This is a genomic window from Geodermatophilus sp. YIM 151500, assembly GCF_025716945.1.
Lineage (GTDB): Bacteria > Actinomycetota > Actinomycetes > Mycobacteriales > Geodermatophilaceae > YIM-151500.
Window position 1 is genome coordinate 1 of sequence record NZ_JAOVZT010000006.1, and the last position, 19,901, is coordinate 19,901.

The following is a 19,901-nucleotide window of genomic DNA, read 5'->3' on the forward strand; positions in this document are numbered from 1 at the left end:
CCGGCAGACCACCATCGCCTCGGCGGTGGAGGAGCAGACCGCGACGACCAACGAGATGTCCCGGTCGGTGACCGAGGCGGCGGCGGGCACCGGGCAGATCGCGAGCAACATCGGCGGGGTGTCCGGCGCGGCCGAGGCGACCACCCAGGCCCTCGGGCAGACCCGCACCGCGGTCGACGAGCTGTCGAAGATGGCCGCCGACCTGCGGACCACGGTGGGGAGGTTCAGCTACTGACCCCATCCCCGCAGCACTGGTGAGCCCCGCAGCGGGCAGCCCCTCTCTTCCCCCGGCCGGGCCGGGTGGGAACTCCTTCCCCGGTTCCCACCCGGCCCGGAACCGTTCCCGGAAGACCCCGTTCCGCCATTTCCGGCCGACACGGCGGAAGACTCACCCGGTCGACAAGTTGATAGGGAAAAGAATGGTCGCGCCTCGATCTCACCGACACGGATCGCACATGCTCCGCGTGTTGGTGATGTGCCCTTAGTTTCTCGTCCTGCAACGCCTGTGACTCCTGGCCGCCGGGGTCGCCCGAGTGCGACGTGCGGCCTCTGGCGTCCCCCGAGCGACGTGCAGAGGGGCAAGGCAGAGCGCGGGCCGGTCGCCACCGGCGCGCTTCCTGAGCGACGTCCCTTCACGAATCGGAGATCCGCCGATGAGCACCACCGACCTCGCCGTCCTGCGGCGCGGAGGCCCCCTCGCTTTCTTTCGCAACCTCAAGACGGCCCGGAAGCTGCTGACCGGTTTCTTCGTCCTCACCGTTCTGATGGCGGTCATCGGAGTGCTGGGTCTGACGCAGCTGTCCACCGTCGAGGACGAGCTCAACAGCATGTACCGGGACCGGCTCGTCGCCGTCGACACGCTCGGCCGGATGGAGGCCCGCTTCGAGGCCCAGCGGTTCCGGCTGGTCGACCTGAGCGTCGCCCAGACTCCCGACGCCGAGCAGAAGATCGAGGCGCGCATCGAAGAGCTCGACGGCCTGCTCGACGAGGCCTTCGCGCTGTACGACGAGACCTCCATCATCGAGGACACCGAGGTCTGGGCGTCGCTCAACGCCAATCTGGCGGCGTACCGCGACGTCCGCGAGGCCGACCTGCTGCCACTCGCCCGTGAGGGACGGATCGCGGAGTTCATCGCGCTGCGCGACGAGCGGATGACCCCGCTCGCCGTGGCGATCGCCGAGGAGATCGACCAGCTGATCACGCTGGAGAACGAGGGCGCGCAGCAGGCCCTCGCTGACGCCGAGGCCGGGTACTCGCGGAGCGTGGCCCTCATCGTGGGTGCCATCGTCGCCGGCGTCGTGCTCGCCCTGGCGATGGCGATCGGCCTCGGTCGGCTGATCTCCCGCCCGCTGGCACGGACGGTCACCGTGCTGGAGGGTGTGGCCGAGGGCCGGCTCGACCAGCACCTGGACGTCGACACGCGGGACGAGGTCGGCGACATGGCCCGGGCGCTGAACACCGCGATCTCCAACATGGCCGACACGTTGCGTCGCATCGGCGGGAACGCGAGCACCCTGTCGAGCGCTTCCGAGGAGCTCTCGGCCACCTCCGGCCAGATGTCGGCCAACGCCGAGGAGTCGGCCACCCAGGCGGGTGCCGTGTCAGCGGCCGCGGAGCAGGTCTCCAGCAACGTGCAGACCGTCGCCGCCGGCACCGAGCAGATGGGTGCCAGCATCCGCGAGATCGCGGCCAGCGCCGCCGAGGCCAGCGAGGTGGCCACCAAGGCCGTGCAGGCCGCCGCGACGACCAGCGTCACCGTCAACAAGCTGGGCGAGTCGTCGGCGGAGATCGGCAATGTCGTGAAGGTCATCACGAGCATCGCGGAGCAGACGAACCTGCTGGCGTTGAACGCGACCATCGAGGCAGCGCGGGCCGGGGAGGCCGGCAAGGGGTTCGCGGTGGTGGCCAACGAGGTCAAGGAGCTGGCCCAGGAGACGGCCAAGGCGACCGAGGACATCGCCCGCCGGGTGCAGGCCATCCAGGGCGACACGACCGCGGCGGTGGGCGCGATCGAGGAGATCTCGGCGATCGTGGCGCAGATCTCCGACCGGCAGACCACCATCGCCTCGGCGGTGGAGGAGCAGACCGCGACCACCAACGAGATGTCCCGCAACGTCACCGAGGCGGCGGCCGGGGCCGCGGAGATCGCCCGGAACGTCAGCGGTGTAGCGCAGGCGGCCCAGGAGACGACGTCCGGCGCGAACAACACCTCGCAAGCGGCCGGGGATCTGTCCCGCATGTCCACCGAGCTGCAGGACCTGGTCGGGCGCTTCCGCTTCTGACGGCTGTCGTGGCGGTGTGGGGGCTTCGCCTCCACACCGCCACGATCCCGCCGATAACGACTACCGAGCCCCGTGCACCGCGCGGCACGGCATGCACGCGAACCGAGAGAGAAGGCAGTCAGTGGACGGTCTGGACGACATCGTCGAGGAGTTCCTCGTCGAGAGCCACGAGAACCTCGACCAGCTGGACGCTGACCTGGTCGCCTTGGAGCAGGAGCCCGACTCCCGCGAGCGGCTGTCGAGCATCTTCCGCACCATCCACACGATCAAGGGCACCAGCGGCTTCCTCGCGTTCAACCGGCTCGAGGAGGTCACGCACGTCGGGGAGAACCTGCTGTCCCGCCTGCGGGACGGCGAGCTGACCCTGACCCCGCGCCGCACCAGCGTGCTGCTGTCCATGGTCGACACCGTCCGCGACCTGTTGGCCTCCATCGAGGCCAACGGGGGCGAGGGTTCTGTTGACGTCGCCGCGGTCGTCGCTGCCATCACCGCGGCCATGGACCGAGAGGCCGAGCCCGCGCCGGCTGCCACCCCGGTGGCGTCGGTCGCCGACGGTACGCCGGACGGCGGGAAGGTCCCCGCCAGGTCCGCCGCCAAGGCCCCGGCCAGGAAGACCCCGGCGAGGAAGGCGCCCGCCGCCAGGAAGTCCGCGGCGCCGGTGAAGACGGCCTCCGCGAGGAAGGCCGTCGCGGCGGCGGAGCCCACCGTCCCGGACCCTGCCGCTGCGGCGACCCCCCTGCTCGAGGAGGCAGCCGTCGTGCCCCAATCCGTCGTCGCCGACACGGTCGGCGGGTCCATTGACGCCGCCGCGCCTGCGGAAGGCGACGGCGAGCACGGCCCCGCGAGCGACGGCCCCGGCGGCCCGCGCCGGGCGGTCGCCGACAGCACCATCCGGGTCGACGTCGACCTGCTCGACGAGCTGATGCTGCTGGTCGGTGAGCTGGTGCTGACCCGCAACCAGATCGTCCAGTACGTCGGGCGCACCAACGACACCGACCTCATCCGCGCCTCCCAGCGGCTCAACCTCATCGCCAGCGAGCTGCAGGAGGGCGTCATGAAGACGCGGATGCAGCCGATCGACCACATCTGGTCCAAGCTGCCCCGCGTCGTCCGCGATCTCGGCATCCAGTGCGGCAAGACGGTCCGCCTGGAGATGGAGGGCAAGGACACCGAGCTCGACAAGACCCTGCTCGAGGCGGTCAAGGACCCGCTGACCCACCTCGTCCGCAACTCCGTCGACCACGGCATCGAGGCGCCGGACAAGCGCCGGGCGGCCGGCAAGCCGGCCGAGGGCGTGCTCACCCTCCGCGCGAGGCACGAGAGCGGTCAGGTCGTGGTCGAGGTGGCCGACGACGGCGCGGGCATCGACCCGGCCAAGGTCGGGGCCAAGGCCGTCGAGCGCGGCCTGGTCACCGCCGAGGCGCTGACCCGCATGGGTCCGCAGGACATCCTGCAGATGATCTTCCTGCCCGGGTTCTCGACCGCCGCCGCGGTCACCAACGTCTCCGGCCGCGGGGTCGGCATGGACGTCGTCAAGACCAACATCGAGGCCATCGGCGGCACCATCGAGGTCGAGTCGGAGCCGGGTCGGGGCACCGTCTGCCGGCTGCGCATCCCGCTGACCCTGGCCATCGTCCCGGCGCTCACCGTCGAGTGCGCCGGCGACCGGTACGCCATCCCGCAGATCAGCCTGCAGGAGCTGGTCTCCCTGGACGCCGAGAAGGCCGCGAACGCGGTCGAGGAGGTCGGCGGCGCGCCGGTCTACCGGCTGCGCGGCGAGCTGCTGCCCCTCGTCCGGCTCACCGACGTCCTCGGCCTGTCCAGCGACCGGCACGACGGGCACGTCGTGATCGCGGTGCTCCGCTCGGAGGGACGCCGGTTCGGCCTGGTCGTCGACCGGGTCATCAACACCGAGGAGATCGTGGTCAAGGCCGTCGGTGGCCAGCTCAAGGCGATCGGTCTGTACTCCGGTGCGACCGTGCTGGGCGACGGCACGGTCGCCCTCATCCTCGACGTCCAGGCCCTCGCCCGGCGCGCGCTGCGCACCGAGACCATCGAGCGCGGCCAGGAGGCGGCCCGCGAGGCCGCGGCCCGCGCCGCGGCCGGTGGCGACGCCGACCGCCAGCGGATGCTGCTGGCCGCGATCGGCGGCGGCCGCCGGGTGGCCATCCCGCTCGACACCGTCACCCGCCTCGAGCAGGTGCGCGCCGAGTCGGTGGAGAAGGTGGGCAACCGCGAGGTCGTCCAGTACCGCGGGGCGATCCTGCCGATGGTGCGCCTCGATCGTCACCTGGGCGCCTACGGCGAGGCGGACCGCGACGTGCTGGAGGTGATCGTCTACTCCGACCACGGCCGCAGCGTCGCGATCGTGGTCGAGGAGATCCTCGACATCGTCGACGGCGGCACCGCGGTGCGCAGCGACATCGACGACATGGGCCTCCTGGGCTCCGCCGTCCTCGGCGACAAGGTGACCGAGCTGCTCGACGTCCGAGCCGCCATCCTGGCCGCCGACCCGGCCTTCTACTCCGCTCCCTTCGACGCCGCTGCGGCGCAGGGCGTCCGCACCGACCTGCTGGAGGTCTGACGTGAGTGCCCCCACGAAGAACGCCGCCCCCGCCACCGGCGGGCAGCTGGCGACCTTCCGGCTGGACGGCGACCTCTACGGGGTCGAGGTCGAGCACGTGCAGGAGGTGCTCAAGAGCCAGGGCCTGACCCGGGTCCCGCTGGCGCCGCCCGCGGTGGCCGGCCTGATCAACCTGCGCGGGCAGGTGGTCACCGCGATCGAGCTGCGCGAGCGGCTGGGCCGGCCGCCGCGGCCCGAGGGCACGGACGCCGTCGTCATCGTCGTCCGGCTGCACGGTGAGGCGGTCAGCCTGCTCGTCGACTCGATCGCCGACGTCGTGGACGTCGACGCCGCGGACTTCGAGGCCCCGCCGGACACCCTGGAGGGCCAGGCCCGCGAGCTGATCCGCGGTGCGTACAAGCTCGACGGCAAGCTGCTGCTCGCACTGGACGTGCAGAAGGCCGTCAGCGCGTAGCGATGACATCGCGGTCCTCCGGACCGCACCGCGGCCACGTGCCGTCCCCTGCTGCGACGAGCGTGCCCTCGCCGTCCCGCCGGGAGGCCTCCGGCCCCCGCGTCGGGACGACGACCTCGCACGCGGCTCCCGTCCGGCGGCGGCCACGAAAGATGAGATCAGTAACAGTGGGTCACTGACAGAGCACGCACGGTTTACGGACGCGCTCGGCTCGCCGCGGTTCCTCCCGCAATGGGGTGAGCGCGGCATGGCGGCGCGGGCCTCCTCCGGTCAGCATGGGCGGACCGACTCGAGGGGGGAGCGAGGCCGTGCCGTACTCGCTGGTCAGCGCTGCGACGCTGGGCTTCGACCTGGTGCGCGTCCCGGCCGGCCGGCAGGTCGCCGACACCCTGCTCACCGGCCTGCTCGCCGACGCCGCCATCCTGGCCCGGCTCGCCGAGGCGCACCCCGGCCGGGGGCTCGACCGCGACCAGCGCGGTGCCCTCGCCGTCCGGTCGCGGAAGGCCCGCGAGCTCGCCGCCGCGGCGCCCACCGTGCGGGGCGTGGCCGGCCCGACCACCGGAGCCGACCGCACCGCCGTGCTCGTCGCCCAACTCGAGCAGGGCACCCTCGGCGACGCGCCGACGCTGGAGCGGTTGCTGCGCGAGGACGTCCTCGGTCCCGGGCATCCCGCGGTGACCGCGGTCGAGCCGGAGGTTTCCGACGCGGCCGCCGACGTGCTCGCCGACGCGGCCGTCGGCTGGTGGGCGGCCGGCGTGCTCCCGCCCCTGGTCCGGCGCGAGCTGACCGAGCCGTTCGAGCGGGCCTCGGACGTCGCACCGCCCGCTGCGCCGATCCCCGACCTCGGCCCCGGCGGCGACCGCCTCCATGCGCTCTTCACCGCACTCGGCGGCCTCGACGACGCCGGCCGCGCCGCCTGGCGGATCGCGGTCGACGAGGGGCGGGCCGAGCGCCGCCCGTGGGCGACGGCCATGCACGAGGCGTCGTGGGCCGCGCACGTCTCCGGACGCACCCGCGCGCTCGCCACCGCGCAGCTGTGCGCCGTGCTCGCCTTCGTCGACGGCGGCTTCGGCGCCCGCGACGGCGCGCACGGCGTGTGGAACGCCGTGGCCGGGTGCGTGCAGGGCCTCGCGATGGCCGACCTGCTCGACGAGGCCTCCCTGGCCACCCTCACCGCACCGCTGGCGCGTCTCGGCTGGTGACTCGGTAGGCAGCCGGTCAGCGACCGCCGGTTGCGACCCGCGCGCGACCGTCCCGCGCCGGGATCCTCCGTCCTCCGCGAGCGGACGGGCATCTTGCGCTCAACCTTCCACGCCCTGCTGCCGATACAGCAGCGACAAGCCTGCACGGCCAGGCTTGCCGGCCGGCAGGCTCCCCAGGAGGACGCGCGTGGACCCGATCCGGGTGATGGTGGTCGACGACTCGGTCGTCGTCCGCAAGATCGTGACCGACGTGCTCTCGGAGGACCCGGGCATCGAGGTCGTGGGCACCGCCGTCAACGGCAAGGTCGCCCTCGCGAAGCTCGACCAGCTCGCGCCCGACCTGGTCACCATGGACATCGAGATGCCGGAGATGAACGGCATCGACGCGGTCCGCGCCATCCGGAGCTCGCGCAACCGCGTGCCGGTCATCATGTTCAGCACGCTGACCGAGCGCGGCGCGTCGGCGACGCTCGACGCCCTCTCGGCCGGCGCCAACGACTACGTGACCAAGCCGGCCAACGTCGGCAGTGTCGGGCAGTCGATGGAGAGCGTGCGCCAGCAGCTCATCCCGAAGATCAAGGCGCTGCTCGGCCGCCCTGTGCACGCGGGCCCGGCTTCGGCCCGGCCCGTCCGCGCCGCCATCGCGGTCCCGGCGCCCCGCAGCACCCCGATCAAGAAGCCGGCCGTGCTGGTGATCGGCTCCTCCACCGGCGGCCCCGAGGCGCTCACCCGGGTGCTGCCCGCGCTGCCGGCGTCCCTGCCGGTGCCTGTGCTGCTGGTGCAGCACATGCCGCCCGTCTTCACCCGCCAGTTCGCCCAGCGCCTCGACCGGCTCTCCGCCCTGCGCGTCGTCGAGGCGGCCGACGGCACGCCGCTCTCCCCTGGCACGGCCCACCTGGCACCCGGTGACCACCACCTCGTCGTCCGGTGCACCGGCCGCGGCGCGGCCACCGCATTGAACCAGGCCCCGCCGGAGAACTTCTGCCGCCCGGCGGTCGACCCGCTGTTCCGCTCCGCGGTGGGCGTCTACGACGGTGCGGTCCTCGGCGTCGTGCTCACCGGCATGGGCGCCGACGGGCGGGCCGGAGCCGCGGAGATCCGCACCGGCGGCGGCGCGGTCGTCGTCCAGGACCAGGCCACCTCCGTGGTGTGGGGCATGCCCGGCGCGGTCGCGCAGGCCGGCCTCGCCGACGAGGTCCTGCCGCTGGACCGGATCGCCGAGGCGATCCTCCGGCACCTGACCGGCACCGCGCCCGTCGTCCCCACGCCCCGGTCCGCCGGATCGGCCGTCCGCACGGGGGTCCGGCGATGACGATCACCGCTACCAGCTTCGACTGGGTCCGCGAGCTGGTCCACCGGGAGAGCGCGATCGTGCTCCAGCCCGGCAAGGAGTACCTGGTCGAGGCCCGGCTGCTCCCGATCGCCCGCCAGATGGGCATGGCCGACGTCGGCAAGCTCGTCGACACGGTGCGGCAGCGCCCCGACCCCGACAGCACGCGGCGCATCGTCGAGGCGCTCACCACCAACGAGACCTCGTGGTTCCGGGACGGCGACCCGTTCACCACGCTGACCTCGACCGTGCTGCCCGCGCTGCAGGCCTCCCGGGGCCCGCACGAGCGGCTGCAGATCTGGTCGGCGGCCTGCTCCAGCGGGCAGGAGCCCTACACGATCGCGATGCTGCTGGAGGATGCGCTGCCGGGCGCCGCGGCCCGCGTCTCGATCACGGCCACGGACATCTCCCGCGAGATGGTGCAGCGGACGAAGGCCGGCCGGTTCAGCCAGCTCGAGGTCAACCGCGGCCTGCCGGCACCGATGCTGGTCCGGCACTTCACCCGCGCCGGCAGCGAGTGGGAGGTCTCCCCCGCGCTGCGGCGCATGGTGACGGCCAGCACGTGCAACCTGGCCGCGCCGCTGCCGCGGATGGGTCCCTTCGACGTGGTCTACCTCCGCAACGTCCTCATCTACTTCGACCTGCCGACCAAGCAGTCGATCCTCCGGCGGGTCCGCGAGCTCATGCGGCCCGACGGGTGGCTGTTCCTCGGCGCCGCCGAGACCACCCTCGGGGTCGACGACTCCTGGGAGCGCGTCGTGCTCGGCCGCAGCTCCGCCTACCGCCCGCTGAAGGGGGCCTGAACACGTGCGTGCTCTGGTGATCGACGACTCGCGCGCCATGCGGCGCATCGTCAGCGGGATCCTCGAGGGATTCGGCTACGAGGTCCGGCAGGCCGGCCACGGCCGCGAGGGCCTCGACGTCCTCGAACAGGGCTGGGTGCCCGACCTGGCCTGCGTCGACTGGAACATGCCGGTCATGGACGGGCTGCAGTTCGTCTCCGCCGTCCGGGCCAACCCGGCCTGGCGCCAGGTGACGATCATGATGGTCACCTCGGAGAGCGAGCACACGCAGATCGTGCGTGCCCTGGCCGCCGGTGCGCACGAGTACGTCATCAAGCCGTTCACCGCCGACGCCATCCGCGACAAGCTCGCGCTGCTCGGCCTGCTCCCCGAAGGGGCCTCGCTGTGACCATGTACCAGGAGCAGTGGCTGTTCTCCGCCCCCGCCGACACCGGCGAGCGACGGCGGCGCAGCGATGCCGCACCCCTTCTCGCCGAGCTGCTCGACGAGGCGACCGTCCAGGGCATCGCCGACGAGGCGTGGCTGGCGCTGGTCGGCGAGGCCGAGGTGCTCGTGCCGCTGCCGGGCGAGCCGGTGACCGACCCGATCAGCTCCTGGGTCGAGATCGTCGGCCCCTGGAACGGCGCGGTCGTCCTGACCTGCGACCGGACCACGGCCGAGGAGCTGGCCCGCTGCCTGCTCCGCGAGCACGCGCCCGACGTCCTCGACCCCGAGGACGTCGACGACGCGCTGGGGGAGCTGGCCAACGTGATCGGCGGCAACGTCAAGGCCGTCCTCCCGGGCCCGTCGGTCCTCGGCCTGCCGGCGGTCGGCGCCGCGCCGGCGCCCGGTGGCCCCACCGACACCTGCCGGATCGACGTCCTCTGGCGCGGCCGGCCGCTGACCGTCTCCGTCCAGGGCCCCGCCGGGGCCTGACCCCCGCCCCCGACCCCCGTACCGGAACAGAAGAAGGTGCCCGTAGTGAAGATCCTCGTCGCCGACGACAGCCGCGTGATGCGGCAGATCGTCATCCGCACCCTGCGGCAGGCCGGGTACGACGACCACGACATCGTGGAGGCCGAGGACGGCCGCGACGCCCTGTCCAAGGTCGCGTCGGAGGAGCCCGACCTCGTGCTGTCGGACTGGAACATGCCGAACATGACCGGCATCGAGTGCCTGCAGGCGCTGCGCTCCTCCGGCTCGGCCGTCCCGTTCGGCTTCGTCACGTCCGAGGGCTCGCCGGAGATGCGCGAGAAGGCCGCCAACGCCGGCGCGCTGTTCCTGATCGCCAAGCCGTTCAACGAGGACACCTTCAAGGACGCCCTCGACGGGGTGATCGTGTGACCACCGGCACCGTGCAGCTCCCGGCCGCCAAGGACGTCCGGGACATGCTCGCCGGCCTGGTCGGCAAGCCCGTCACGGTCTCCCCCGGCGCGCCGGTGACCCCGACCCCCGACAAGCCGGTGTCCGTCGCCGTCTACGTCGACCCGGGCATGGCGGTGAACGCGCTCTGCGTGATGGACCTGGCCGCGTCGGCCTACACCGCCGGCGCGCTGGCGCTGCTCCCTCCGGGGGGCTGCCAGGACGCGGTCGAGGAGGACGGCGAGCTGACCCCGCTGCTGGCCGAGGCCCTGCACGAGGTCGTCAACGTGCTCTCCGCGCTGTTCAACGTCCCGGGTGCGCCCCACTCGAAGCTGCACGCCCTGCACGCCGCGGGCGACGACCTGCCCGGTGACGTCGCCGGCATGCTCGCCGCCTTCAACCGGATCGACCTCTCCGTCGAGGTCCCGGGTTACGGCACCGGCGCGCTCTCCTTCGTGGTTCCCTGACGGCCCTTCAGCGCGGACACGACGCGGCGGCCGGGTCTCCCGGCCGCCGCGTCGCGTTCGTATGCGGACGCCGGCCCGACGGGACCGGCTGCGGCGGCCTCAGCCCCGGGCGAGGGCGGCGGCGGGCCGGTGCGCCCGCTCGGCGAGGACGCTGGGCAGGCAGGCCCACACGTGCTTGGCGCCGCCGTCGACGTACCAGCCGTGCGCGACCGACATCCGGGCGACCAGGTGCAGGCCGAGCCCACCGTGCGCGGGATCGCGGTCGACCGCCGGCTCGGGCATCGCATGCGGTGCCCGGTCGCTGACGTCGAGCAGCCAGCCGCCGCTGCCGGCCACCACGGTCGCGACGACCGGGTGGCTCCCGTGCCGGAGCGCGTTGGAGGCCAGCTCGTCGAAGGCGAGGACGAGGCGCTCGGCGGCTGACTCGTCCGAGCCCCCGGGCAACCCGACGTCGGCGAGCCGGTCACGCAGGGCCGAACGGGCAGCGGGGAGCTCGGCCACGGCGGCGAGGTCCCAGCGCCACACCTCGCCGCGCCCGTCGGGGAGCGGACGCAGGGGCCACGACCGACGGTCCATGTGCTCACCCCTCTGCCTGTGCTCGGCATCCACCGCCCGCGGGGGCGGGCCACAGCGGGGGTGCCCAGCTCACCGGGCCGTCAACCACGATGCGCTGTCGTTCTGGTCCCTCCGGGGGAGAGCCGCGGTCAGGCCGGCGGCCGGCCGATGCGGACGGTGACGAGAGCGGCGTCGTCCTGCGGGGTGCCCTGCAGCATGCGGGCGACCAGCGCCTCGCACAACTCCTCGGGCGGACGGCCGGCCAGGACGCGCAGCTCGGCGACGAGTTGCGCGGTGCCCGCATCGATCGTCGCGTCCCGCCGCTCGATCAGGCCGTCGGTGTGCAGCAGCACGGTGTCACCGGGGCGGAGCAGCCGCACCCGCTCGCGCCGCCCGGCGGCCGGATCGACCCCGAGCAGCAGGTCGCCGGAGCGGCCGCCGAGCACGGTGACGCGGCCGTCCCGCCCGACGAGCACGGGGGGCGGGTGGCCGGCATTGGCCCAGCGGAGCCGGGTCCGCCCGGCGCCGGCCGGCTCGAAGCGGGCCACGGCCGCGGTGGCCAGGGTGTCGGCGTGCATCGAGGTGACCGCCTCGTCGAGACCGCGCAGCACCTCGACCGGCCCGGCGCCGCTGTAGTGGGCGATGCCGCGCAGCAGCCCGCGGAGCTGGCCCATGGCGGCCGCCGCGGCGATGTCGTGCCCGACGACGTCGCCGATCACGACGACCGGCGTCCCGTCGCGCTGGAGGAACGCGTCGTACCAGTCGCCGCCCACCCGGGCGGCCTCGGTGGCGGGGACGTAACGCACCGCCACGGACAGGCCGGGCAGGTCCGGTGGGTCGGTCAGCAGGCTGCGCTGCAGGCCCTCCGCCAGCTGGGCCTGCTGGTGCTGCCGGTGCAGCCGGTCGACGGCCAGTCCGGCGCGGGCGGCGACCTCGTGGGCGGTGAGCAGCGCGTCGGCGGTCGCCGGCCGGTCCGGGTCCTGGTACAGGGTCAGGACGCCGATGGTCCGGGCCCCGGCGCGCAGCGGCAGCACCACGACCGACGCCGAGCCGAGGGCGCGCAGCAGCTCGGCGGCCGTCCCGCACGGCATGAGCGCCAGCACGTCGTCGACGGCCGCGGCGGCCGGGGTGCCCTCCCGCAGCGCCCGGCCCACGGGGGACTCCGGGGGCAGCGTGTCCAGGCGCACCTCGGTGTACCGCTCCAGCAGCTCCCTGCGGCCGGGATCGGTGTGCCAGCTGCTGACGTCCCGTGGCCGCCCGTCCCTGTCGACCACCGTGACGATGCACCCGTCGGTCAGCTCGGGCACGACCAGCCGGGCCAGCCTCGCCAGCGCCGCCGCACCGTCGTGTTCGGCCGCCAGCTCGCCGGCCAGCCGGTCGAGGAAGGCGGTGCGCGCCGCCCCCCGCCGGAGGCGCTCGTCGGTCCGGTGCCGGTCGGTCGACTCGCGGAACGCCACCGCGAGGCCGCCGGCGCACGGCCAGGCCTGGACGTCGTACCAGCCGTCGTCCGGCCCCGGTGAGGCCGCCTCGAAGACGACCGGTTCGCCCGAGGCGGACGCCGACCGGTACGCCGCCTCGAAGACGGTGCCGACGGCTTCCGGGAAGCTCGCCCAGAGGCAGCGGCCGAGCAGCTGCGCCCGGGTCCGCCGCATCAGCCGCTCGGCCACCTCGTTGACGTAGGTGAAGCGCCACCGGGCGTCGACCTGGAAGAAGGCGGCCGGCATCCCCTCGAGGACCTCGAGCGGATCGGCGGCACGTGGGACCGGCAGGGCGGGCACGCGGCCGGAGGCCGTGGCCGTCGCCTGGAGCTGTCCGCTGTCCCGCACCGTGCCGTTCTCCCGCCCAGCGCGTCGGGGAGCCCCGGGGCTGGAGCGACACCCGCCCGACCCGACCGTTTCCGGCCGCTGTCCCCGGGATTGTGGTCAGCCGCGCCCGCCCTGCCAAGCCTCTGCGCCGCGCGGCCGGAGCTCCGGGCGGGCGGGCCCGGCGCAGGCCGGATCAACGCCAGCGGTACTCGTGCTCGGGGCGCCCGGTGCCGTACCGCGGCGTGCGGACGACCAGGCCGGTCTCCGCGAGGTACTCCAGGTAGCGCCGGGCGGTGATCCGCGAGGCCCCGATCACCTCCGCGGTCTCGGCGGCGGACAGCCCGTCGGCGCCGCGCACCGCGGCCACGACCGCCTCGAGGGTCTCCTTGCCCATGCCCTTGGGCAGCGGGGCGGGACGGGCGGCCCGCACGCCGCCGAGCATCCGGTCGACGTCGTCCTGGCCGGCGGCCGAGCCGCCGCCGCCCAGCCGGTCGAGGTACGCGGCGTAGGCGGCCAGCCGGTCGCGCAGCGCCGGGTAGGTGAACGGCTTGAGCAGGTAACCGACGACGCCGTGGGCCGCCGCCTGCCGGACGACGGCCAGCTCGCGGGCCGACGTGACGGCGAGCACGTCGACCGCCGCCCCGGCCGCGCGCACCCGGCGGCACAGCTCCAGGCCGTGCAGGTCGGGCAGGTTCATGTCCAGCAGCAGCAGGTCGACGCCCGCGTCGGCGCGGCTCAGCAGCTCCAGCGCGGCGCCGCCGGTGCGCGCCACGCCTGCGGTCACGAAGCCAGGGGTGCGGTCGACGTAGGCGCGGTGCGCCTCGGCGGCCACCGGCTCGTCCTCGACCACGAGGACGCCGATCGGCCGCCTCCCGACCGCCGGCGGGCTGCCCGCAGGGGCGCTCACGGCGCGGTCACCGGGCGGGCCGGGACGGCCGACCGCTCCGGCAGCGTCACGCGGAAGCGTGCGCCCGGCCCCGGGCGCACGGTGATCGTGCCGCCGTTGCGCCGGACGGCGGCGGCGACGAGGGCCAGCCCCAGCCCGCGGCCGGGCGAGCCGGGCACGGTGCCGTCGTCCTTGGTGCTGAAGCCGCGCTCGAAGACGTGCGCCGCCTCGTCCTCGGGGATGCCGGGCCCGCTGTCCTCCACGGTGACGGTGAGGACGCCGCCCTCCGACCACAGCAACAGGGCGACCTCGCGCGGCGGGTCGCCGGCGAGGGCGGCGTCGATGGCGTTGTCGACCAGGTTGCCGACGATGGTCACCAGGTCACCGCCGGGGATGCCGGTGGCGCCGACGGCGCTGCCCGGGTCGATGTCCAGCCGCACCCCGCGCTCGTGCGCGGCGGCGGCCTTGCCGAGCAGCAGCGCCGCGAGCACGGGCTCCTCGACGGCGGCGACGACCCGGTCGGTCAGCTCCTGGGCCAGGGCCAGCTCGGCGGTGGCGAACTCGACCGCCTCCGCCGTCCGGCCCATCTCCACCAGCGACACGGTCGTGTGCAGCCGGTTGGCCGCCTCGTGCGCCTGGGCGTGCAGCGAGGCGGCGAACGCGCGGACGCTGTCGAGCTCACCGGTCAGCGCCTGCAGCTCGGTCGAGTCGCGCAGGGTGACCACGACGCCGACCGAGGTGCCCGACGGTGAGGTCGTGGCCTGGTTGACCACGAGCACCCGGTCGCCGGCGAGGTGCAGCTCGTCGCGGACCGGCCGCTGCCCGGTGAGCGCGGTGGTCAGCTCCGCGGGCAGACCCAGCTCGGTGACGTGCCGGCCGGTGGGGTCGTCGGCCAGGCCGAGCAGCCGGCGCGCCTCGTCGTTGGCCAGCTGCACCCTGCGGTCACCGTCGACGAGCAGCAACCCCTCGCGCACCGAGTGCAGCACCGCGTCGTAGTAGTCGACCATCCGGCCGAGGGTGGCCGCACCCAGCCCGTGCGTCTGCCGGCGCAGCCGGCGGCTGATCGCCCAGCTGCCGAGCGCGCCGACGGCCAGCGTGGCCAGGCCGGTGCCGACGATCCCGGGGACGGCGCCGCCCAGGTCGTCGCCGATCGCCTCGACGGTGGTGCCCGCCGCGACGAGGGCGACGACGTCCCCGCTGCCCCCTTCGCCGCCGCTGCGGCTCGCGTCCGCGGCGAAGACCGGGGCGACGGCCCGTACCGACGGACCGAGCGTGCCGCTGTAGGTCTCGGTGAAGGTCCGCCCCTCCAGGGCCGGCCCGATGGTGCCGATGAAGGGCCGGCCGATCTGGTCCGGGTCCGGATGGGTGAAGCGGGTGCGGTCGGTCGCCATCACCGTGATGAACGAGGTGCCGGTGTCGGCGCGCACCTGCTCGACGTAGGGCTGCAGGACGGCGGTCGGGTCGTCGGACACCACGGCCGCGCGCACGAGCGGGGAGTCGGCCAGCGTCTCGGCGATGCCGCGGGCCTGCTCGGCGGCCTGGTCGCGGACGGCCTCCCGGGCCTCGACGTAGGCCACCGCTCCGGACGCCAGCACGACCACCGCGAGCACCAGGCCCTGCAGGAGTAGCAGGGAGCGGGCCAGGCTGCCGCGCTCCCGGCGCCGACCGAGCACCTCGGGGACCCGCACGACAGCGAGTCTGCCGCGCGCGCCGACCGCCCGGTGAACGAAATGAACGCATGCGTGACCGCCGTCACGGCGCCAGGCACGGTTCTGTCGTCGCCCGAGCCGGGTGGCTCCCTCCCGCCCTCGACTCCGCAGGAGCAGTCATGGCATCTCCCTCGACCGGCGCCCCGCGCCCGGACGTCGCGAAGCGGCGCGACCGCACGCACTGGCTCTACCTCTCGGTGATCGCCGCCGTCGTCCTCGGCATCGCCGTCGGTTTCCTCTTCCCCGAGTTCGCGACCTCGCTCAAGTGGCTGGGCACCGCCTTCGTCGCGCTGATCAAGATGCTCATCGCGCCGGTCATCTTCTGCACGATCGTGCTGGGCATCGGCTCCATCCGGCAGGCGGCCAAGGTCGGCCGCGTCGGCGGGATGGCGTTGGGTTACTTCCTGCTCATGTCGACCGTCGCCCTGGCGATCGGCCTGGTCGTCGGCAACGTGATCGACCCCGGCAGCGGGCTGCAGCTGTCGGAGGACCTGCGCGGCCGCGGCTCGGAGCTCGCCGGCCAGGCCGAGGAGGGCGGCGGTACCACCGAGTTCCTCCTCGGCGTCATCCCGACCACGCTGGTCTCCGCGCTGACCGACGGCTCGGTGCTGCAGGCGCTGTTGGTGGCGCTGCTGGCCGGCTTCGCCATCCAGGCGATGGGCCGCTCGGGCGAGCCGATCCTGCGCGGCATCGGGCACTTCCAGCGGCTGGTCTTCCGCGTCCTCGCCATGATCATGTGGGTCGCCCCGGTCGGCGCGTTCGGCGCCATCGCCGCGGTCGTCGGGGAGACCGGCATCGACGCGCTGAAGAGCCTCGCGGTGATCATGCTGGGCTTCTACGCCACCTGCGTGCTGTTCGTCGTCGTCGTCCTGGGCGTGCTGCTCAAGCTGGCCACCGGCATCAACGTGTTCTCGCTGCTCCGCTACCTCGGCCGGGAGTTCCTGCTCATCGTCTCCACGTCGTCGTCGGAGACGGCGCTTCCCCGGCTGATCGCGAAGATGGAGCACGCCGGCGTGAGCAAGCCGGTCGCCGGGATCGTCGTGCCGACCGGCTACTCGTTCAACCTCGACGGCACCGCCATCTACCTGACGATGGCCTCGCTGTTCATCGCGTCGGCCCTGGGTGACCCGCTGACGCTGGGGGAGCAGATCGGCCTGCTGGTCTTCATGATCGTCGCCTCCAAGGGCGCCGCCGGCGTGACCGGCGCCGGCCTGGCCACCCTGGCCGGCGGGCTCTCGGCGCACCGGCCGGACCTGCTGGACGGCGTCGGCCTGATCGTCGGCATCGACCGGTTCATGTCCGAGGCGCGGGCGCTGACCAACTTCGCCGGCAACGCGGTCGCGACCATGCTGATCGCCACGTGGACGCGGGAGCTCGACCGCGAGCAGCTGACGGCGGTGCTGGCCGGGCAGCGGCCGTTCGACGAGTCGACGATGGTCGACGCGCACGGCGACGCGGACCTGCCGGCGGACGCGGAGCTGCCCTCGGTGGCCACCGACGCCGGCCCGGGTCAGCGGGACGCCGACGCCGGCCTGCGTGAGCTGGCCGAGCAGTCGGCGCGCTGACCGTCGCACCCTCCGCCCGCCCGGGGCCGCCTCCACGCGGCCCCGGGCGGTCGGCGTCCCCGGGCCCGTGCGGACCGGATGGGACAGTACGGGGGTGACCGCCGAGGGGTCGGAGCGCCCTCCCAGAGACCTGCTGGTGCAGGCGGTCGAGGGCATGGCGCGGCCGCTGCTCGTCCTCGACGTCGACTGGCGGGTCAGCTACGTCAACCCGGCCGGTGCCCGGCTGCTGGGCCGCACCGTGGGCGGGCTGGTCGGCCGGCACGCCTGGACGGAGTTCCCCGAGGCCGCCGGCGGCCCCTTCCAGGAGCTGTACGAGCGGGTCCGGGCCACCGGCGTCGCGGGCAGCGTCGAGGAGTGGTTCGAGCCGTTGGCCTCGTGGTTCCGGGTCGACGCCTTCCGCACCGACGCCGGCGTCGTGGTCACCTACGACGACGTGACCGAGCGGCGCGCCCTGGAGGAGGAGCGCACCGCGGCGCTCGCCGCCCGGGAGGCCGCGGCGGCCGCCGCCGAGCGGGCCGGGCAGCACCTCGTGCTGATCGCCGACGTCGGGCAGACCCTGGCCGGGCTGGCCGATCTGGACGACGCGGTGCAGCGCTTCGCCGAGCTGCTCGTCCCGCTGCTCGCCGACTGGTGCGTGGTGACCGTCTTCGACCGGGGCACCCGGCGCGACATCGGGCGGGCCCACCGCGACCCGGCGCTCAGGGCGGCCGTGCACCGGTACGCCGACCTGCGCGCCGCCGCGAACACCGAGACGGCGCCGGTGCCGCGCATCATGCGCGACCCCGCGCCCGTCGTCCTGCCCGAGCTGACGCCGCAGTCGCTGGCGGCGATGGTCGCCGACCCGGCCAGCCTCGCCGCGCTCGAGCCGCTGCAGCCGACCGCGGCGGCCGTCTACCCCCTGGTCGCCGGCAGCGAACTGATCGGGGCGGTGAGCCTGGTCAACGGCCCGGACCGGGGCGCCCACACCGAGGAGGAGCTGCGCACCGCGGGGATCGTCAGCCGGCGCGCCGCACTCGCCCTGGACAACGCCCGGCTCGCGGCCGCCGGCCGGGAGGTCGCCGAGCGACTGCAGCGCAGCCTGCTCTCCCCGCCGGTGCAGCCGGACTCGCTCGAGCTCGTCGTGCGCTACCGGGCCGCCACCCGCGGGGTGCCGATCGGCGGCGACTGGTACGACGCCTTCCTGCAGCCCGACGGTGACACCGTGCTGGTGATCGGCGACGTCATGGGCCACGACGTGGAGGCCGCCGCGGCCATGGGGCAGGTCAGGTCGCTCGTGCGCGGCATCGCCTTCGACCGGTGCGAGCAGCCGGCCGGTGTGCTGGAGCGGGTCGACGCCGCGATCGCCGGCCTCGCCGTCCCGACCCTTGCGACGGCGCTGGTCTGCCGCGTGGAGCAGGACCGCGACGACCGTCGCCGCGGCCTGCGCCGGTTGCGCTGGTCGAGCGCCGGGCACCCCGACCCGGTGCTGGTCGGCCCCGACGGCGCGGTCAGCGAGCTCGGCGCGCCGGTCGGGCCCCCGCTGGGCGTCGGCTGGGACGGCCGCCGGGTCGACGGCGAGGTCGTGTTGGTCCCGGGCAGCACGCTGGTGCTGTTCACCGACGGCCTGTTCGAGCGGCGCGGCGTCCCGCTGGACGACGGGCGTGCCCGGCTGCTCGACGTCCTGGCTGGTTCGTCGGGCCGACCGCTGCCCGAGGTCTGCGACGAGCTGCTCGCCCGCCTGGTGGGCGCCGGGGCGGAGGACGACGTCGCCGTGCTCGCCGTCCGGGCGCACCCGGAGGACCGGCCCGCGCCGTGAGCCCGGGCCGCCGCCGCGTCAGCGCGCGGCGGCGGCCCGGACGGCGTCGGCGATCTCCGCCACGCCCTCGTCGGCCCACAGGATCGAGTAGTGGTTGGTGCCGGGCACCTCGCGGGCGCTGATGCCGGCGGCCTCCGCGCCGAGGCCCTCCAGGCGTGCCCGGTCGTAGACGCCGGGGGTCTGGTCCTGCAGGCCGCGGGTGGCCCACAGCAGCGTCGCGGGCAGCGGCAGCTCGGCGGCGGCCTCGAGCACCCGCTCGTTGCCGAGGAAGTCGCCGCCGTCGACGAGGACCGCCTCCGGCACGACGGTGCTGCGCAGGCCGCCCTCGCCCTCGGCGACGTCCCGGGCCAGGTACGCGGCGACCGAGGGCACGTCGACCCACGGGCCGACCGCGGGGTGCTGCGCCCAGAAGGCCCGGACGGCGGCCAGGTCGGGGAAGGTCATGCCCAGCCGGTCCACGGTGGGGCCGAGGAAGGCGGCGAGCTTGGTCTCGACGTCCTGCCCGGGCGGCTCGGGGAAGCGCAGGCCGCCGTCGACCAGGACCAGGCCGCGCACCCGGTCGCGGCCGACGCCCGCCGCGACCATCGCCGCGACGAAGCCGCCCATCGAGTGCCCGACCAGCACGGCCCGGTCGACGCCGAGGGCGTCCAGCAGCGCGACGGCGTCCTCGGCGTGGCCCTCGATGCCGTACGGCCCGGGCAGCGCGGACGACGCGGCGCGGCCCCGCAGGTCGGGGGCGTGGACGTCGAAGTCGCCGGCCAGGGCGGCCGCGACCCGGGCCCAGGCCATGCCGTTGCCGGTGATGCCGTGCAGCAGGAGGACCACGGGGGCGCCGTCCCGGGCCGCGGGCCAGTGCAGGACGGCCAGATCGCCGCCGCGGACGGGCAGGCGGAGCAACTCGGGGTCGCGGGGCTCGGTCACGCCGTCCACCCTGCCCGGCCGCGGTTCCGGCCGCAGCCCGGCGCCGTGCTGGAGCGGCCACCCTCCAGGGACCCGTGCCGAGCCTGGTGACGTGCTGGAGCGGCCACCCTCCAGGGGCCCGCGCCGAGCCTGGTGACGTGCTGGAGCGGCCACCCTTCAGGGGCCCGCGCCGAGCCTGGTGACGTGCTGGAGCGGCCACCCT

At 74.6% G+C, this 19,901-nt stretch carries 17 protein-coding genes and 1 pseudogene; 13 read left to right on the forward strand and 5 right to left on the reverse strand.

Annotation, left to right across the window (positions count from 1 at the left end; translation table 11 throughout):
- The 11 genes and pseudogenes from OF117_RS11650 to OF117_RS11700 form a co-directional block, all read left to right on the forward strand.
- Positions 1 to 235: pseudogene (locus OF117_RS11650) on the forward strand (methyl-accepting chemotaxis protein); the annotation flags it as partial.
- 418 nt (positions 236 to 653) lie between these two features.
- Positions 654 to 2,282, forward strand: a complete 1,629-nt coding sequence (locus OF117_RS11655) for a methyl-accepting chemotaxis protein (protein ID WP_263553004.1) — start codon at positions 654 to 656, stop codon at positions 2,280 to 2,282.
- A gap of 121 nt (positions 2,283 to 2,403) precedes the next feature.
- Positions 2,404 to 4,866 (forward strand): chemotaxis protein CheA, encoded by a 2,463-nt coding sequence (locus OF117_RS11660; protein ID WP_263553005.1) that lies wholly within the window; start codon positions 2,404 to 2,406, stop codon positions 4,864 to 4,866.
- Between the two features lies 1 nt (position 4,867).
- Positions 4,868 to 5,320, forward strand: a complete 453-nt coding sequence (locus OF117_RS11665; RefSeq protein ID WP_263553006.1) for a chemotaxis protein CheW — start codon at positions 4,868 to 4,870, stop codon at positions 5,318 to 5,320.
- A 308-nt stretch (positions 5,321 to 5,628) separates the two neighbouring features.
- Positions 5,629 to 6,522, forward strand: coding sequence for a hypothetical protein (locus OF117_RS11670; RefSeq protein ID WP_263553007.1), 894 nt, complete (start codon positions 5,629 to 5,631; stop codon positions 6,520 to 6,522).
- 187 nt (positions 6,523 to 6,709) lie between these two features.
- Positions 6,710 to 7,834, forward strand: coding sequence for a chemotaxis response regulator protein-glutamate methylesterase (locus tag OF117_RS11675; RefSeq protein ID WP_263553008.1), 1,125 nt, complete (start codon positions 6,710 to 6,712; stop codon positions 7,832 to 7,834).
- Positions 7,831 to 8,655, forward strand: coding sequence for a CheR family methyltransferase (locus OF117_RS11680; protein WP_263553009.1), 825 nt, complete (start codon positions 7,831 to 7,833; stop codon positions 8,653 to 8,655). Before OF117_RS11675 ends, OF117_RS11680 begins: the two co-directional genes overlap by 4 nt.
- 4 nt (positions 8,656 to 8,659) lie before the next feature.
- On the forward strand, positions 8,660 to 9,043 hold the full coding sequence (locus OF117_RS11685; protein WP_263553010.1) for a response regulator: 384 nt from the start codon (positions 8,660 to 8,662) through the stop codon (positions 9,041 to 9,043).
- Between the two features lie 2 nt (positions 9,044 to 9,045).
- Positions 9,046 to 9,570: a chemotaxis protein CheX gene (locus OF117_RS11690; RefSeq protein WP_263553275.1), complete on the forward strand. Its 525-nt coding sequence runs from the start codon at positions 9,046 to 9,048 to the stop codon at positions 9,568 to 9,570.
- Positions 9,571 to 9,615: 45 nt separating this feature from the next.
- Complete coding sequence (locus OF117_RS11695) at positions 9,616 to 9,978, forward strand: response regulator (RefSeq protein ID WP_263553011.1); 363 nt, start codon at positions 9,616 to 9,618, stop codon at positions 9,976 to 9,978.
- Positions 9,975 to 10,463, forward strand: a complete 489-nt coding sequence (locus tag OF117_RS11700) for a hypothetical protein (RefSeq protein WP_263553012.1) — start codon at positions 9,975 to 9,977, stop codon at positions 10,461 to 10,463. The genes OF117_RS11695 and OF117_RS11700 overlap by 4 nt, the downstream gene beginning before the upstream one ends.
- Before the next feature lie 99 nt (positions 10,464 to 10,562).
- On the opposite strand, the gene OF117_RS11705 is transcribed toward OF117_RS11700, so the two are convergent.
- From OF117_RS11705 to OF117_RS11720, 4 genes are all read right to left on the reverse strand, one after another.
- Entirely contained in the window at positions 10,563 to 11,039 is a 477-nt protein-coding gene (locus OF117_RS11705; RefSeq protein WP_263553013.1) for an ATP-binding protein, read from the reverse strand.
- A gap of 128 nt (positions 11,040 to 11,167) precedes the next feature.
- Complete coding sequence (locus tag OF117_RS11710; RefSeq protein ID WP_263553014.1) at positions 11,168 to 12,796, reverse strand: SpoIIE family protein phosphatase; 1,629 nt, start codon at positions 12,794 to 12,796, stop codon at positions 11,168 to 11,170.
- 220 nt (positions 12,797 to 13,016) lie between these two features.
- Entirely contained in the window at positions 13,017 to 13,730 is a 714-nt protein-coding gene (locus OF117_RS11715; protein ID WP_263553015.1) for a response regulator, read from the reverse strand.
- On the reverse strand, positions 13,727 to 15,397 hold the full coding sequence (locus OF117_RS11720) for a sensor histidine kinase (protein ID WP_263553016.1): 1,671 nt from the start codon (positions 15,395 to 15,397) through the stop codon (positions 13,727 to 13,729). Before OF117_RS11720 ends, OF117_RS11715 begins: the two co-directional genes overlap by 4 nt.
- A gap of 140 nt (positions 15,398 to 15,537) precedes the next feature.
- Between OF117_RS11720 and OF117_RS11725 the strand changes: the two genes are divergently transcribed.
- Complete coding sequence (locus OF117_RS11725; RefSeq protein ID WP_263553017.1) at positions 15,538 to 16,983, forward strand: cation:dicarboxylate symporter family transporter; 1,446 nt, start codon at positions 15,538 to 15,540, stop codon at positions 16,981 to 16,983.
- Positions 16,984 to 17,077: 94 nt separating this feature from the next.
- Positions 17,078 to 18,778, forward strand: a complete 1,701-nt coding sequence (locus OF117_RS11730) for a SpoIIE family protein phosphatase (RefSeq protein ID WP_263553018.1) — start codon at positions 17,078 to 17,080, stop codon at positions 18,776 to 18,778.
- A gap of 18 nt (positions 18,779 to 18,796) precedes the next feature.
- Here the strand turns inward: OF117_RS11730 and OF117_RS11735 are convergent, their stop codons facing one another.
- Positions 18,797 to 19,699 carry an alpha/beta hydrolase gene (locus OF117_RS11735; RefSeq protein ID WP_263553019.1) on the reverse strand — a complete coding sequence of 301 codons (903 nt, stop codon included), beginning with the start codon at positions 19,697 to 19,699 and terminating at the stop codon, positions 18,797 to 18,799.
- Between the last annotated feature and the right edge of the window lie 202 nt (positions 19,700 to 19,901).

Coding starts and splice junctions, on each gene's coding strand:
- OF117_RS11655 (WP_263553004.1), top strand. CDS start 654: ATGAGCACCACCGACCTCGCCGTCCTGCGGCGCGGAGGCCCCCTCGCT.
- OF117_RS11680 (WP_263553009.1), top strand. CDS start 7,831: ATGACGATCACCGCTACCAGCTTCGACTGGGTCCGCGAGCTGGTCCAC.
- OF117_RS11690 (WP_263553275.1), top strand. CDS start 9,046: ATGTACCAGGAGCAGTGGCTGTTCTCCGCCCCCGCCGACACCGGCGAG.
- OF117_RS11705 (WP_263553013.1), bottom strand. CDS start 11,039: ATGGACCGTCGGTCGTGGCCCCTGCGTCCGCTCCCCGACGGGCGCGGC.
- OF117_RS11725 (WP_263553017.1), top strand. CDS start 15,538: ATGGCATCTCCCTCGACCGGCGCCCCGCGCCCGGACGTCGCGAAGCGG.